We start from the raw sequence: 15,144 nt of genomic DNA, 5'->3' as shown, positions 1-15,144 counted from the left end.
ATCTTAAATTTGCGAACTTCGCGCTTTTAATTAATTGAAAGAAAAACTATATTTATATCTTTAACAAAAAATTATACGACTCGCACTTTGTTGGCATAGTTTTTACCGTAAATTAGATTAAAAAATTGATGAATGCTATTATTAAATTTATGAAACGAAATTATAAAATTATCCTAGCCGTTATTTGTTTATCTGCTACATTGTTTGCATTTAAAATTAATAGTGATAAAGGTATAGACCCAGACCCGAATAAAGATAAGATGCTTTTGGAATTACTTGCCTTTGTAATCGAGAAAGGACATTATAATCCTCCTGTTATGAACGATGAGTTTTCTAAAGGAGTTTATAAGGATTATATCGAAGCATTGGATCCATCCAAAAGATTTTTCTTGCAAGCTGATATCGATGAATTTTCTAGATATGAGTTGCAATTAGATGATCAATTTGTAAATAAAGATTTAACTTTCTTTAATCTTACTTATGCGCGTTTGATGAAAAGAATGGAAGAGGGAAAAAAGAGATACAAACTCATTTTAGCTCATCCGTTTAACTATAAAGTAAACGAAACTTTTAGTACAGATTACGAGCATTCACCTTACGCAAAAACTCCTGCCGAATTGGTAGAGAAGTGGAGAAAACAAATTAAGTTATCTACACTATCTTCTCTTGTAACCAAAGAGAATATCGAAGACGAAAAGAAAGTAAAAGACCCAGCATATAAAGCAAAAACATTTGAGGCTTTAGAAAAAGAAACTAGAGATAATTCATTAAAATCATTAGATGAATATTTTGGTTTTATTAAAGATTTAGATAGAAGTGATTGGTTTTCAGTTTATGTAAACTCTATCATGGCTCGTTTTGATCCTCATACAAGTTATTTTGCACCAGAAGAGAAAGAGCGTTTTGATGTTAATATCAGTGGAAAATTAGAAGGTATTGGTGCTAAGCTGCAAAAGAAAAATGACTTTACCGAAATTTCAGAACTTATTTCAGGCGGACCAGCTTGGAGAGGTAAAGAATTAGAAGCAGGTGATTTAATTATAAAAGTAGGACAAGGGACTGATGAACCTGTAGATGTTGTGGGTATGCGTCTTGACGATGTAGTTAAGAAAATCAAAGGACATAAAGGAACAGAAGTTCGTCTTACAGTTAAAAAAGTAGACGGAACTATTAAAGTAATTTCTATCATCAGAGATATTGTAGAGATTGAAGAAACATATGCTAAATCTAGTATTGTAGATAAAAACGGATTGAAATATGGAGTAATTTATTTGCCTAAATTCTATATCGATTTTGAAAACAAAGATGGTAGAGATGCAGGAAAAGATATTGCTCTGGAGGTTGAAAGACTTAAAAAAGAGAATGTAAACGGTATTATTCTGGATGTTCGTGATGACGGTGGAGGATCTTTATCTACAGTTGTTGACATTGCTGGATTATTTATTGAGCAAGGTCCTATAGTGCAGATTAAATCTGCTGGTAGAAAAAAAGAAGTTCTTTACGATCGTGATAAAAAGATAGAGTGGGATGGACCTTTAGTAATTATGGTAAATGGTTTCTCTGCTTCGGCTTCAGAAATTCTTGCTGCTGCAATTCAGGATTACAAAAGAGGAGTTATTATCGGTAGTAAACAAACGTACGGAAAAGGTACAGTTCAAAACGTTATCGATTTAAATCAGTTTGTTCGTAGTAGTGATTTTGGAGATTTAGGAGCTTTAAAAATTACAACTCAAAAGTTCTATAGAATCAATGGTGGATCTACACAACTAGAAGGTGTGCGTAGTGATATTGTTGCACCAGATCGTTATGCTTACTTAAAAATGGGTGAGCGTGATATTGATAATGCTATGCCATGGGATAAAATAGATCCAGCAGAATATAGTGTTTGGAATAATGGTTCTAATTTTAACCAAGCTATTGCAAATAGTAAAATGCGTATCGCACAAAATCCTCAATTCCAATTAATAGAGGATAATGCAAAATGGATTGATACTAAGAGTAAAGAGAATACGTATAGCTTGAATATAGATGATTTCAAGAAAACTCAAACAGAGGTAGAGGCAGAAGCTAAAAAATATAAACCAATTACGGATTATAAAAATAACTTACAGTTTACTTCGTTACCATACGAAACTGCAGAGATGGCCAAAGATCCTTCTTTGAAAGAGAAAAGAGAAAGCTGGCATCAAGCTTTGGCAAAAGATATATATGTAGAAGAAGCTATAAATGTATTAGATGATTTACAGTCTAAAAGTGGTGCAAGGCAATCTTCGATTCCTGGTAAATCAAAGAAAGACAAGCTAGCTTCTAAATTATAGCGCTTAGTAAAAGCATTAAATTTTTAGTTAATTAATAAAATGCTCCAAAAATCATCATGATTTTTGGAGCATTTTTTATTGGATTCATTTAGTTAACTTTGGATTCGTGTTTTTGTAAAATGATGCGAGCACTATTTAAGGTTTTAATAATGATTTTATGGTAATTGTAAAAAGAGTTTTGTTGGTTGGTTTTGCAGTTGTATTTCTTTCTTCTTGCAAAAAGGATTCAGGAAGTGGTAGCAATAGTTCTGATTCTAATGTAAAAGATAGTTTAAAGGGTGAAACAGCTTTATATAAAGACGATAATACGGAGTTTGATTACTTACCTACTTCTACAACAAATCAAATCGTAAAACACGATTATTATACGCTTTCGTATAATGAAAAGTTTGAACAAGCAGAATGGGTTGCTTATGAGTTAAAGAAAAACTATATCAAGAATAATGATTTTAAAAGACCTTACTTTAATGAAGACCCAAAAGTAACTACAGGCTCTGCAGATTGGCGCAATTACAAAAAATCAGGTTATGATAAAGGGCACCTTTGTCCGGCTGGAGACATGGAGTTTGATAAAAAGGCGTATGAAGATACTTTTTTAACCTCGAATATCTCACCACAAATACACGAATTTAATGACGGAGTTTGGAATAGGCTAGAGCAAAAAGTACGTTATTGGGCTGTAAAATATGATGATATTTATGTGGTAACTGGCGGAGTTCTTACCGACTCGAATACTACAATTGGAAAAGAAAAAGTACTAGTGCCTAAATATTTCTATAAAGTACTATTAGACGAGTCTAATGGAAAATATAAAATGATCGCATTTTTAGTTCCAAATGAAAAAAGCGAAAGACCTTTGTACGAGTTTGTAGTTTCGGTAGATAGTATCGAAAAATTAACAGGCATAGATTTCTTTCCCCATCTAGATGATAAAATAGAGGATAGTTTAGAGAAAAATACAGATTATAAAGCTTGGGCTTTTTAGTTTATTTGGCGTGAAGCTACCATTCATTTACTTTATTAGCATCCATTTTTAGGAAGATAAAAAGCAAAATGGTGAATCCCCATAATCCTGAACCTCCATAAGAGAAGAAAGGAAGTGGGACCCCAATGGTTGGGAAAATACCAATAACCATGGCAATATTTACAAAAAAGTGAATAAACAAAATACTAGCAACACAGTATCCATATACCCGGCTAAATTTTGTTTTTTGCCTTTCGGCTAAATAAATAACTCTTAAAAATAGTCCAACAAATAAGGCGATGACTACTATAGAACCTGCAAATCCCCATTCTTCTCCTACCGTAGTAAAGATGTAATCGGTATGTTGCTCAGGTACAAATCCTCCTTTGGTTTGAGTTCCCTCTAAGAAACCTTTACCTATCCATCCGCCAGATCCAATCGCAATTTCAGATTGATTAGTATTGTATCCAATACCTTTCATATCGACTGTTTTTCCTAATAAGATATTAAAACGGTCTCGGTGATGTTGCTTAAAGACATTGTCAAAAACGTAATCTACAGATAAAACGAAGCCAGATATAAGTGCAAGTAGTATACCACTTAAAATGAAATTTCTATCTACAGCCCTGCTTTTAAAGTGCATTATAAGGAGAACCAATATGGATATTAGTATTACGTATTCTGGTTCTAAAACAAGAGTTAATACAAATAAAAGGATTGCTATAAAGCCAGTCCATATATACCAGGAAGGAAGTCCTTCGCGATATAATACGATTAAAAAGATACAGTATATTAAAGCACTTCCTGGATCGGGTTGAGGAAGAATTAATATTACTGGTAAAAAAACAATTGCAAGGGCTTGTATTTGCCTGTTAACGTCTTTTAGGTTTATTTGTGTATCACTTAAGTATTTTGCTAATGCAAGTGCAGTTGCAGATTTAGTAAACTCTGATGGTTGTAAAGTAAAACTTCCTATAGCATACCAACAACGCTGCCCTGCTATGGTTTTTCCAAAAAAGAACAATCCGACTAGTGATAATAAAGCAACTCCAAAAATGATACTGGCATATTTTTCATAGAATTTACCATCTACAAAAAGTACCACAAAAATTAAAGGGATAGTAAGCAAAATAAAAATCAGCTGTTTCTCAGAAGTACCATCAGTAGAGGATAGAGAAGATGAGTATATGTTTAACCATCCCATTACCACTAATGCGATATAGATGATTACACTTATCCAGTCAATATTATTTTTTACACTTTGATTTTTCATCAGGAATGAATCTCTTTATTAGTTTTTTTGAGTTGTGTCTACTTTTGTTATTTTAACTTCTTTAGGTACAGGCTTGTTCATTTTTGCTCTCATAACAGAATCTTTAGGTGTAGTTTCTATTAAACTAGCTTCAGCCATTCCGCCTAATTTAGCATATCGGGAATTTAGACTTGTATTTAAAATTCGTATTTCTAAATCGTTTCGTGTGATTTTTTTACGAAGGTATTTCTCAATCATTAAACTGGCAATAGGCCCTGCAATTGCAGCTCCAAATCCTCCATTTTCAATCATTACTGCTATCGCAATTTTCGGATTGTCTTTTGGTGCAAATGCTACAAATATAGAGTGGTCTTCTAGTTTAGTCCTTTTTCCGTTAATCTTGGCATAATTCTCTGCTGTACCTGTTTTTCCACAAATATCAATCCCTTCAACACGTAACCTACTAGCAGTTCCTAGGTTATAAACATCAAATAATCCGCTAATTATAGGAGGAAAATATTTTTTGTCTATCGTTGTTTCGTGTTTAGTCGTGAATTTAGGATCTATTTTTTCTCCCTCAATTTTTTTAATGATATGAGGTGTGTAATAATGACCTTGATTGGCTATTGTAGCCATCATATTTGCTAACTGAATTGGTGTCATTAAAACTTCACCTTGACCTATCGAGTTGGATACAATTGTTGTACTTCTCCAACCTCCGTTAGGATAAATTTTCTTATATGTTTTAGAGGTTGGTATATTTCCTCTTTTACCTGTTGGTAAATCATATCCCATAAACTGACCTAGACCGAAGCTTTTTACGTGGTTACTCCATATATCAACTGCATAAGCAGGATTGTTGTATTTGTTTATGGTAAGCATGTAAGTCTGTGCAAAATAAGTATTACATGAATTGTAAATACCATTATGTAACTGTTGGTTTGGTGGGTGATTATGGCATTTCATAAAACGACCTCTTCCATAACTGAATCCATGATGACAAAAAAACGTCGTGTTTTCGTTTATTACTTGTTCCTGCAAACCAATTAAACCTGTTAGGATTTTAAATGGTGAACCTGGAGGATATTCGGCTAATAATCCACGATCGTATAATGGTTTTGCAATTGAATCATGATACAATAAAGTGTAGTTTTTAGAACGTTGTCTACCAACTAAAATACCTGGATCATAAGATGGGGCAGTAACTAAAGCTAAGATTTCACCAGTTTTAGGTTCTAAAGCTACAATTCCACCACGTTTGTTAATCATTAACTCTTCTCCGTATTTTTGAAGTTCAGCATCAATCGTTAGGTTGATGTCTTCTCCTTGTACGGCGATTGTATCATATTTTCCGTCTTTGTAGGAACCTATTTCTCTATTGTATTTGTCTTTTTGAATATATTTTACACCTTTTATACCGCGTAAAACCTCTTCGTAACTTTGTTCTACACCTTGCATTCCAATTAAATCACCACTGTTGTAATAAGGATTTTTGGAAACTAATTTCTCATTTACCTGAGTGATAAAGCCAAAAATGTTAGCGCCATAATCGACTTCGTAATCACGCAATGATCTTTTTTGGAAATAGAAACCTTCAAATTTTCTGATTTTCTCTTGAAAAGCAGCAAATTCATTTTTGTTTAATTGTGCTAAAAATACAGATGGTAGTCGAGGACTATAGACTTTGGCCTTCTCGATTTTTTTTATAAAATCTTCTTTGGTAACATTCAAGAGTTGACAAAACTCTAAAGTATCGATGTTTTTTATCTCTCTTGGGATAACCATGATATCATAAGATGCCTGATTAGCAACTAATAATTTACCGTATCTATCGTATATATAACCTCTTTCGGGATAGTCGTATTTTATCTTTATAGCATTATTCTCTGATTTAAGTTTAAAAGAATCGTCTATAATTTGTAAATAGAATATGCGAATTACTAGCAAAGATGCTGCAATGATTATTAAAGAGGGCAGCAGAACTTTTCTCATCTTCTGTTGGGCTTAATAAGATAGATTATTATGATACAGGTTATAATGGTAAATATGGTACTGAACAATGTTCGAAGTAAAACATCTAAAATGAAGTTAAACTGGAAAGCTTCTAATGTAAACAGTATTATATGATGTAGTAATACCGATACTAATAAAAACGAGAATCGTTCAGGGGTTAAAGAATCGTTTAGTTTTATAGTTTGATATTCGTAGCTCAATCCAAATGAAAACTTAAATATATAAGGTCTGTAATAGGCAAGAATTAAACAAGCTGTTGCGTGTATTCCTCCCGAATTGCAAAACATGTCCATTATAAGACCAAGAAGAAAACTCGATACTATAAGGCCAGATTTGTTTCCGTTTACTGGATATAAAATAATATAAAGTATGTAAGGAAACGGACTTATATAGCCAAGGAAGTTCATGTTATTAAAAATAATAATCTGAACTGCCAATAGCAGGATAAATCGAGAAACATTGATTAACAAAGCGCTATTCATCTTTTTCTCTTTTTTCTAATTTAATAAGCTCTTCTCTATCTTTACTCTTGATAATATATACATGTCCTAAATTTGTCATGTCATTAAATAATTTGACATTGATAGTGTAGTAATTTGTTTTTTTATCCGTAAATATTTTGTCGATAGTACCAATTCCAATATTTTCAGGAAAAATTACCGATTGACCACCAGTTACGATAGTATCTCCTTTGCGAACAGAAGCAAGTCTGGGAACGTCAATTAATTGTACAAAACCTGTGCTTTTTCCGTCCCATGTTAAAGAACCGAAATGATTTGATTTTTTTATTTTGGCATTAATCCTCGATTTGATGTTAAGGATGCTAATAACAGTTGCGTATCTTGGAGATGTGTTATCTACAATACCAATAATTCCTAAACTATTAATTACTCCCATATCAGGTTTAACTCCTTCATTAGAACCAGAGTTTATAGTAATGTAGTTTTCATGTACATTATAAGAGTTATGTATCACTTTCGAAACTATAATATCGGCAGGTTTAACGCCTTTAATGCTGTCTGGAAGAGGTAATTTGGTAGTGTCTTCTGCATTAAATAAAAGACTTTTTAGTCTTGCGTTTTCAAGAACCAATTCGTCGTTTTCTTTTCTTAAATTCAAATACTCATTTACGCTGTTTATTTTTTCGTAAACACCACCGCTCAAGAAATTAGCAGAACTAATAATTCTACTTTTATGAAAAGAATGAGATTGAATGGAGAGACCCAACGAAATACCTAAAAGCAGCAAAAACAGTAACCGATTACTGTTTCTTATAATAAAATTAAATATCTGCTGCATTTCTTGCTTGGTTATTTTGTTTCAGGATATGCTTTAAGTTTCAAAATTCCTTCAGAGCTAAGTTTTATAAATTTTAGCTCTGAGGAAATATATAATAATTGTTTATCTTATTTGATTAAGATACTTTTAAATTTTGCAATGTTTTTAAGAGCCATTCCAGTTCCACGAACTACAGCTCTTAATGGATCTTCAGCAATGTAAACAGGTAAATCTGTTTTTTGTGAAATTCTTTTATCAAGACCTCTTAACATAGATCCTCCACCTGCAAGATAAATACCTGTATTGTAAATATCGGCTGCTAATTCTGGAGGTGTTTGAGATAATGTTTCCATTACAGCATCTTCAATTCGTTGAATCGATTTGTCTAATGCTTTAGCAATTTCACGGTAAGAAACATCTACTTGTTTTGGTTTACCAGTAAGTAAATCTCTACCTTGAACAGACATATCTTCTGGAGGTCCATCTAAATCTTCGATAGCGGCTCCAATTTGAATTTTTATTTTTTCAGCAGTACTTTCTCCAACAAATAAGTTGTGTTGTGTACGCATGTAATAAACGATATCATTTGTAAATACGTCACCAGCAATTTTTACCGATTTGTCACATACAATTCCACCTAATGCAATTACTGCAATTTCAGTTGTTCCACCACCAATATCAACAATCATGTTTCCTTTTGGTTGCATAATATCGATACCAATTCCAATTGCCGCAGCCATTGGTTCGTGAATCAAATAAACTTCTTTACCATTTACTCTTTCGCACGATTCTTTTACTGCACGCATCTCCACTTCAGTAATTCCAGAAGGAATACATACCACCATACGTAATGCAGGAGTAAACATTCTCTTTTTTAATGCAGGAATACTTTTGATGAACATATTGATCATTTTCTCAGAAGCATCAAAGTCGGCGATAACCCCGTCTTTAAGTGGCCTTATGGTCTTTATGTTTTCATGGGTTTTACCTTGCATCATATTGGCTTCCTTACCAACAGCAATGATTTTGCCTGATATTCTATCACGTGCCACGATTGAAGGACTGTCAATAACGACTTTATCATTATGTATGATTAAAGTGTTTGCGGTACCAAGGTCTATCGCAATATCCTCGGTCATGAAATCAAAAAATCCCATAAGTTTTTTAGGGGTTTAAAAGTTATAAATTAGTAACGCACAAAGTTAAACAAATTAATGTTTAAAATGACGCGTTCCTGTAAATACCATTGCAACTTTATTTTCATTGCAATAATTTATGCTTAATTCGTCTTTTATTGATCCACCTGGCTGAATTACAGCTGTAATTCCTGCTTTTTTGGCTAATTCTACACAATCCGGAAAAGGGAAAAATGCGTCACTTGCCATCGAAGCTCCATTTAAATCAAATCCAAATGCTTTTGCTTTGTCAATTGCTTGAACCAAAGCGTCTACTCGAGAGGTTTGTCCCGTTCCAGATGAAATTAAAGTTCCGTTTTTTGCAAATACGATTGTATTCGATTTTGTGTTCTTACAAATCTTTGAAGCGAATATTAAATCTTCTACTTCTTGCTCTGTAGGTGCAGTAATTGTAACGGTTCTTAAATGCGCTTTATTGTCGGTAATATTATTTTTATCTTGAACTAAAAGCCCGTTTAGACATGTTCTCACTTGTCTTGTAGGTAATTCTACCTCATTTTGAACCAATATAATTCTGTTTTTCTTTTCTTCTAAAACTGTAATTGCTTCATTGTCATAACTTGGAGCGATTACTACTTCGCAAAATAATTTATTTATTTCTTGAGCTGTAGCTAAATCAATTTTTGTGTTAGAAATTAAAACTCCACCAAATGCAGATGTTGGATCGCAAGCCAAAGCTGCTAAATAAGCTTCGTTAATGTTTTTTCTTGTAGCTAAACCACAAGCGTTATTGTGTTTTAAAATTGCAAACGTAGGTCCGTCAGTTTTAAATTCTGCAATTAAGTTTACAGCAGCATCTACATCAAGTAAGTTGTTGTATGATAATTCTTTTCCGTGTAGTTTTTTGAACATTGCGTCAAAATCTCCAAAGAAAAATCCTTTTTGATGTGGGTTTTCACCATATCGTAATACTTGTCCGTCAGCAATACTTTCTTTGTAAATAGTATCGTCAGTATTAAAATAGTTGAAAATTGCAGTATCATAATGAGATGAAACATGAAATGCTTTTGTAGCAAGTAATCTTCTGTTCTCAAGAGTTGTTGCTCCGTTTTGTTCTGTAATTAAATCCAACAATAAGCTGTACTCATTTACCGAAGCCACAATAGTAGTGTCTTTAAAGTTTTTTGCAGCAGCACGGATTAATGAAATTCCACCAATATCAATTTTTTCGATAATATCTGTTTCACTAGCTCGAGAAGCAACTGTTTTTTCGAATGGGTATAAATCAACAATCACTAAATCAATTTGAGGAATATCAAATTCCTTCATTTGTTGTACATCACTTTCGTTATCTTGACGGTTTAAGATTCCACCAAAAATTTTCGGGTGTAAAGTCTTAACTCGTCCACCAAGAATTTCAGGAAAAGAAGTTATGTCTTCTACAGGAACTACAGGAATTCCTAAGTTTTTAATAAAATCTTCCGTTCCTCCAGTAGAGTAAAGTGTTACTTTTTGTTCGTGTAGTTTTCTTACAATTGGTTCAAGCCCATCTTTGGAAAAGACTGAAATTAATGCCGATTGAATAGTTTTTGTTGTGCTCATTGTGTAGTTATAATTATGAAGGTGCAAAAATAGTTTTTTTTTGATTATAAAAATCATCATTTTATGTAACATTCTCTTAAAAAATCCTACCTATGAGTAAGTGAATTTTTATTAGGTTTTTGACTAAAATTTATTGAATTTTACTTTAATGTAAATTTAAAATCTATGCTGCTTTATCTTCGATTATTAAAAGAAAGTTTTGGTTTTGCGATGAATGCCTTACGTAGTAACAAACTAAGAACATTGTTGTCTTTGTTGGGAGTTACCATTGGTATTTTCTCAATCATCGCAGTACTCGCAGCTGTAGATTCTTTGAATAGAAAAATTACTAAGGATTTAAGTAGCTTAGATAAAAATACGATTTATTTAATGAAGTTTCCTTTTGGTCCATCAGATATTCCGCAATGGAAAAGAGAACAATTTCCAAACGTAAAATATGATGAATATACTTATCTGAAAAATTCTCTTACAAATACAAATCAGGTAGGGTATCAGCTTTTTGTTAAACGTGAAAGTTTAAAATACGATTCTAAAACAGTTAGTGATGTAAATGTAGTTCCAGTTTCATATGAATTTATGGAAATCGAAGGTTTGGATTTTGAGAAAGGTCGTTTTTATAACGAATCAGAATCAAATTCTGGAACACCAGTTATAGTTTTAGGACATGATATAGCCGAGGGGCTTTTTGGAGATGAAGAACCTATCGGAAAAAATATTCGTTTGTACGGGCAACGTTTCACTGTTATAGGTGTTGTGAAAAAGCAAGGAGCAGGTTTGTTCGGAGATAGTAATGATACATCGGTATTTTTTCCAGCAAATTTTTTACGTCGTATGTATGGTGATAATAATGATGGGATGACTCCGGTAATTGTATTGAAGCCTGAAAAAGGAATTGATATGGATGCATATAAAGCCGAAGTATCGCAGAAATTAAGAGCCGTTAGAGGTTTGAAAGCGGGACAAATCGATAATTTCTTTGTTAATGTGTTTTCAGGATTTACAGATTTTATAGATGGAATTATCGGACAGATGAATATGATGGGTTGGATAATAAGCGGATTCTCTCTTCTTGTGGGAGGATTTGGGATTGCTAATATTATGTTTGTTTCTGTAAAAGAACGAACGAATCTTATTGGAATTCAGAAGTCTTTGGGGGCAAAAAATAGATTTATCATGTTTCAGTTTTTGTTTGAGGCAATTATTCTTTCAGTAATTGGCGGAGCAATCGGGTTAATTCTGGTTTGGTTAATTTCTGTGATTCTTACCAAAGCACTCGATTTTGAGTTTGTACTCGGAATGGGAAATATACTTCTGGGAACTGGGCTTGCAGCATTAATTGGATTAATTGCTGGGATTCTTCCCGCAATATCTGCTTCCAAATTAGATCCTGTAGAAGCTATTAGAACTGGAATGTAGTTTTTTTGAGGTTCTAAGGTTCTAAGGTTCATAGGTTCAGAGGAACAAAGACACAAAGGTTTTCCGTAGAGACGCACAGCAGTGCGTCTACGCAATATTGGTTTGTTTATAGTAATCCTAAACTTGTTTTTCTTTCTGACGCAGGAAGAACCTTCGTGAGTAGCTCGACAATTTAAGATCAAGTTAGTGTTAGTTTCTTGTGGAGACCCTTCGTTCCTCAGGGTGACAAGATTGGAGAGAAAGGAATAGAAGTTTAAGTTTAAGTGTATGCCGTAGTGTCTCTACGCAATATAGGTCTGTCATAATATAATCATATGTCAGATTGAGGTGAAGTCTCTCAACTTCGTACTCATACCAATAGGTTATTTATCATCGTTGTTGCTGCAAAGTTGGATGGTTATAGCTTTAGGCTTTGATTTTGTAATTAAGAAATTTGATTTTTGTTTTGTCCCACTTTATGTCTTCTGAATCATAATACTTATTGTTTTTCTTGTACTTCAGTACAGTGTCTTCTTCCTGAGTAGTTCTTCTGATATGATAAAAATCTCCCTTTTGAGTGTTGGATTTTAATGCATTTTGTAAAGCAAAGAAAGATTTAGATTTTAAGGTATTTGTTTTAGAGCAGATAAATGTTATGTTTTTAAAATCTGTTTTATAATTAGTTTTAATAAAGTCCGAGATGTAGTTTTTATGAATTTCAATTAAATCTTTAGGTTGTAAGTCTATGAAATATGGAATTGTATCTCCTTCTTCTATTCCGCTGATACAAATACGTCCAACTTCTTTTCTTTGTGAGTAATATACTGTTGAATCATTGTCGATTATAAATGAATTGGTCCCGTAAACTAGCCAGCCAGGAGGTTTTGGAGGAGGAGGGGTGGTATCGTTATTGATGATTTTAGTTTTGTTCTCTTCTGAAATTATGTAAGGGATGTTTTTTGCAACAGTCTTTTCTTCTTTCTTGGTACAATTAAAAAGGAATAAGCAAGTAATAAAACCGATAAGAGCACTTTTCATATAATAGAATTTGAAATAAAGATATAAAAAAATCCCATTTTGCAGAAGCGAATGGGATTTTGGTATTTTTAGAAGTTTGTAAACTATCTAATTGTATTGTTTTGAATCAAATCGATATACAAGTTTATCTTGTCTTTCAATTCTTTTCTAGGCGTTATAAAGTCTAAAAAGCCATGTTCTAAAAGGAATTCAGCAGTTTGGAAACCTTCAGGTAAATCTTTTCCTGTAGTATCTCTTACAACTCTAGGTCCTGCAAATCCAATTAAAGCACCAGGCTCAGAAATATTAATATCTCCTAGCATAGCATAAGAAGCAGTTGTTCCTCCTGTTGTTGGGTCTGTACATAAAGAAATGTATGGTAAACCAGCTTCGGCAAGTTGAGCAAGTTTAACAGATGTTTTGGCTAACTGCATTAAAGAGTAAGCTGCTTCCATCATACGTGCTCCACCAGATTTAGATATCATAACAAATGGTAATTTGTTTTTGATAGCGTGATTAATTCCTCTAGCTATTTTTTCACCTACTACAGCTCCCATAGATCCACCAATAAAGGCAAAGTCCATACAGCAAATAACAAGTTCTTTTCCTTTAGATTTTCCCACTCCTGTACGCACAGCGTCTTTTAAGTGAGTTTTCTCCATTACATCTTTTAATCTTTCTGCATATTTTTTTGTATCCACAAAATGCAAAGGATCTTTAGATGTCATGTTTTTATCTAATTCAACAAACTCGTTGTTATCAAATAAAATCTCAAAATAGATTGCGCTTCCAATTCTAACATGGAAATCATCTTCTGGGCTCACAAATAAGTTACGAGCCAACTCATCAGCATCAATAATTTTTCCAGTTGGAGATTTGTACCAAAGTCCTTTTGGGACATCCATTTTGTCTTCGGTAGCAGTTGTAATCCCTTTTTCGTGTCTTTTAAACCAAGCCATTTTTTTTAATTTAGAATGTAGTCCCGATAGTTATCGGGATTAAAGTTTAGATTTTTCAATCTGATTCAAAATTTAGATTTCAGGCTTTTTAGAAGTCCGAAATCTAAATTACGAAATCTAAAATTTAAAGTGTATTTACGTTATTCAAGTCAGCAAAAGCTTGCTCAAGTCTTGTATTGAATGTTACTTCGCTTTCACGTACCCATTTTCTTGGGTCATAATATTTTTTGTTAGGAACATCAGCACCTTCTGGGTTACCAATTTGTGTTTTTAAATAGTCAATGTTTTTAACCATATAATCACGAATTCCTTCAGTATATGCAAATTGTAAATCTGTATCAATGTTCATTTTGATAACACCATATCCAATAGCTTCTCTAATTTCTTCAAGTGTTGAACCTGAACCTCCGTGGAAAACGAAATCTACTGGGTTATGACCAGTTTTGAATTTGTCTTGAACGAAATCTTGAGAGTTTTTTAAGATTTTTGGAGTTAATTTTACGTTTCCTGGTTTGTAAACACCGTGAACGTTTCCAAAAGCTGCTGCAATTGTAAATTTAGGACTTACTTTAGATAATTCTTCGTAAGCATAAGCTACTTCTTCTGGTTGAGTATATAATTTAGAGCTATCAACATCAGAGTTGTCAACACCGTCTTCTTCACCACCTGTAATACCAAGCTCGATTTCAAGAGTCATTCCCATTTTGCTCATTCTAGCTAAATAACCTTTGCAAATTTCGATGTTTTCTTCGATAGGCTCTTCAGATAAGTCAATCATATGAGAACTGAATAAAGGTTTTCCTGTTTCTGCAAAATGTTTTTCAGAAGCATCTAGTAAACCATCAATCCAAGGTAATAATTTTTTTGCACAGTGGTCAGTATGTAAAATTACTGTTGCACCGTAAGCTTCTGCTAAAGTATGAATGTGTTTTGCTCCAGCGATTCCACCAGCAATTGCTGATTTTTCGTTAGCATTAGATAATCCTTTTCCAGCGTTAAATTGTGCTCCACCGTTAGAAAATTGAATAATAACTGGCGCATTCAGTTTTGCTGCAGTTTCAAGAACTCCATTGATTGTACTTGATCCAGTAACGTTTACTGCAGGAAGTGCAAATCCTTTTTCTTTTGCATAATTAAAAATCTCTTGAACTTGATCCCCTGTTGCTACTCCTGGTTTAATATTGTGTGCCATTGTAATTCTTTTTAGTTG

General features: G+C 33.1%; 12 protein-coding genes. 3 read left to right on the top strand and 9 right to left on the bottom strand.

Features of this window, described 5'->3' with window-relative positions; all coding sequences use genetic code 11:
• The first annotated feature begins 128 nt into the window (after positions 1–128).
• Both SHI72_RS10490 and SHI72_RS10485 read left to right on the top strand, forming a co-directional pair.
• Positions 129–2,318: a carboxy terminal-processing peptidase gene (locus SHI72_RS10490; protein ID WP_039112501.1), complete on the top strand. Its 2,190-nt coding sequence runs from the start codon at positions 129–131 to the stop codon at positions 2,316–2,318.
• Between the two features lie 157 nt (positions 2,319–2,475).
• Entirely contained in the window at positions 2,476–3,303 is an 828-nt protein-coding gene (locus SHI72_RS10485; protein ID WP_323489921.1) for a DNA/RNA non-specific endonuclease, read from the top strand.
• 16 nt (positions 3,304–3,319) lie between these two features.
• Here SHI72_RS10485 and rodA read toward each other — a convergent pair whose 3' ends face one another.
• The 6 genes from rodA to purH form a co-directional block, all read right to left on the bottom strand.
• Complete coding sequence (gene rodA, locus SHI72_RS10480; protein WP_039112499.1) at positions 3,320–4,555, bottom strand: rod shape-determining protein RodA; 1,236 nt, start codon at positions 4,553–4,555, stop codon at positions 3,320–3,322.
• Between the two features lie 18 nt (positions 4,556–4,573).
• Positions 4,574–6,526 carry a penicillin-binding protein 2 gene (mrdA, locus tag SHI72_RS10475; RefSeq protein ID WP_323489920.1) on the bottom strand — a complete coding sequence of 651 codons (1,953 nt, stop codon included), beginning with the start codon at positions 6,524–6,526 and terminating at the stop codon, positions 4,574–4,576.
• Positions 6,523–7,029 carry a rod shape-determining protein MreD gene (locus SHI72_RS10470; RefSeq protein ID WP_323489919.1) on the bottom strand — a complete coding sequence of 169 codons (507 nt, stop codon included), beginning with the start codon at positions 7,027–7,029 and terminating at the stop codon, positions 6,523–6,525. The genes mrdA and SHI72_RS10470 overlap by 4 nt, the downstream gene beginning before the upstream one ends.
• Positions 7,022–7,846 (bottom strand): rod shape-determining protein MreC, encoded by an 825-nt coding sequence (gene mreC, locus SHI72_RS10465; protein ID WP_323489918.1) that lies wholly within the window; start codon positions 7,844–7,846, stop codon positions 7,022–7,024. The genes SHI72_RS10470 and mreC overlap by 8 nt, the downstream gene beginning before the upstream one ends.
• Positions 7,847–7,953: 107 nt before the next feature.
• A complete protein-coding gene (locus tag SHI72_RS10460; protein ID WP_007804822.1) occupies positions 7,954–8,982 on the bottom strand; it encodes a rod shape-determining protein in 1,029 nt (342 codons plus the stop codon).
• Between the two features lie 54 nt (positions 8,983–9,036).
• Positions 9,037–10,563 (bottom strand): bifunctional phosphoribosylaminoimidazolecarboxamide formyltransferase/IMP cyclohydrolase, encoded by a 1,527-nt coding sequence (purH, locus tag SHI72_RS10455; protein WP_323489917.1) that lies wholly within the window; start codon positions 10,561–10,563, stop codon positions 9,037–9,039.
• Between the two features lie 165 nt (positions 10,564–10,728).
• Between purH and SHI72_RS10450 the strand changes: the two genes are divergently transcribed.
• Positions 10,729–11,979 carry an ABC transporter permease gene (locus tag SHI72_RS10450; RefSeq protein WP_039112495.1) on the top strand — a complete coding sequence of 417 codons (1,251 nt, stop codon included), beginning with the start codon at positions 10,729–10,731 and terminating at the stop codon, positions 11,977–11,979.
• A gap of 405 nt (positions 11,980–12,384) precedes the next feature.
• On the opposite strand, the gene SHI72_RS10445 is transcribed toward SHI72_RS10450, so the two are convergent.
• From SHI72_RS10445 to fbaA, 3 genes are all read right to left on the bottom strand, one after another.
• Entirely contained in the window at positions 12,385–12,996 is a 612-nt protein-coding gene (locus SHI72_RS10445) for a hypothetical protein (protein ID WP_323489916.1), read from the bottom strand.
• 83 nt (positions 12,997–13,079) lie between these two features.
• Entirely contained in the window at positions 13,080–13,934 is an 855-nt protein-coding gene (gene accD / locus SHI72_RS10440) for an acetyl-CoA carboxylase, carboxyltransferase subunit beta (RefSeq protein ID WP_035621709.1), read from the bottom strand.
• 124 nt (positions 13,935–14,058) lie between these two features.
• Entirely contained in the window at positions 14,059–15,126 is a 1,068-nt protein-coding gene (fbaA, locus tag SHI72_RS10435) for a class II fructose-bisphosphate aldolase (protein ID WP_039116962.1), read from the bottom strand.
• Positions 15,127–15,144 lie beyond the last annotated feature (18 nt).

The sequence above is a fragment of the Flavobacterium sp. PL02 genome (assembly GCF_035013205.1).
GTDB lineage: Bacteria > Bacteroidota > Bacteroidia > Flavobacteriales > Flavobacteriaceae > Flavobacterium.
This window is presented reverse-complemented; position numbering and strand designations above follow the sequence as displayed.

Bases quoted from the DNA above. Each gene is read 5' to 3' on its own strand.
- accD (WP_035621709.1), bottom strand. From the start codon at position 13,934: ATGGCTTGGTTTAAAAGACACGAAAAAGGGATTACAACTGCTACCGAA.
- rodA (WP_039112499.1), bottom strand. From the start codon at position 4,555: ATGAAAAATCAAAGTGTAAAAAATAATATTGACTGGATAAGTGTAATC.
- SHI72_RS10470 (WP_323489919.1), bottom strand. From the start codon at position 7,029: ATGAATAGCGCTTTGTTAATCAATGTTTCTCGATTTATCCTGCTATTG.
- mreC (WP_323489918.1), bottom strand. From the start codon at position 7,846: ATGCAGCAGATATTTAATTTTATTATAAGAAACAGTAATCGGTTACTG.
- mrdA (WP_323489920.1), bottom strand. From the start codon at position 6,526: ATGAGAAAAGTTCTGCTGCCCTCTTTAATAATCATTGCAGCATCTTTG.
- fbaA (WP_039116962.1), bottom strand. From the start codon at position 15,126: ATGGCACACAATATTAAACCAGGAGTAGCAACAGGGGATCAAGTTCAA.
- SHI72_RS10485 (WP_323489921.1), top strand. From the start codon at position 2,476: ATGGTAATTGTAAAAAGAGTTTTGTTGGTTGGTTTTGCAGTTGTATTT.
- SHI72_RS10490 (WP_039112501.1), top strand. From the start codon at position 129: ATGAATGCTATTATTAAATTTATGAAACGAAATTATAAAATTATCCTA.
- SHI72_RS10460 (WP_007804822.1), bottom strand. From the start codon at position 8,982: ATGGGATTTTTTGATTTCATGACCGAGGATATTGCGATAGACCTTGGT.
- SHI72_RS10445 (WP_323489916.1), bottom strand. From the start codon at position 12,996: ATGAAAAGTGCTCTTATCGGTTTTATTACTTGCTTATTCCTTTTTAAT.
- SHI72_RS10450 (WP_039112495.1), top strand. From the start codon at position 10,729: ATGCTGCTTTATCTTCGATTATTAAAAGAAAGTTTTGGTTTTGCGATG.
- purH (WP_323489917.1), bottom strand. From the start codon at position 10,563: ATGAGCACAACAAAAACTATTCAATCGGCATTAATTTCAGTCTTTTCC.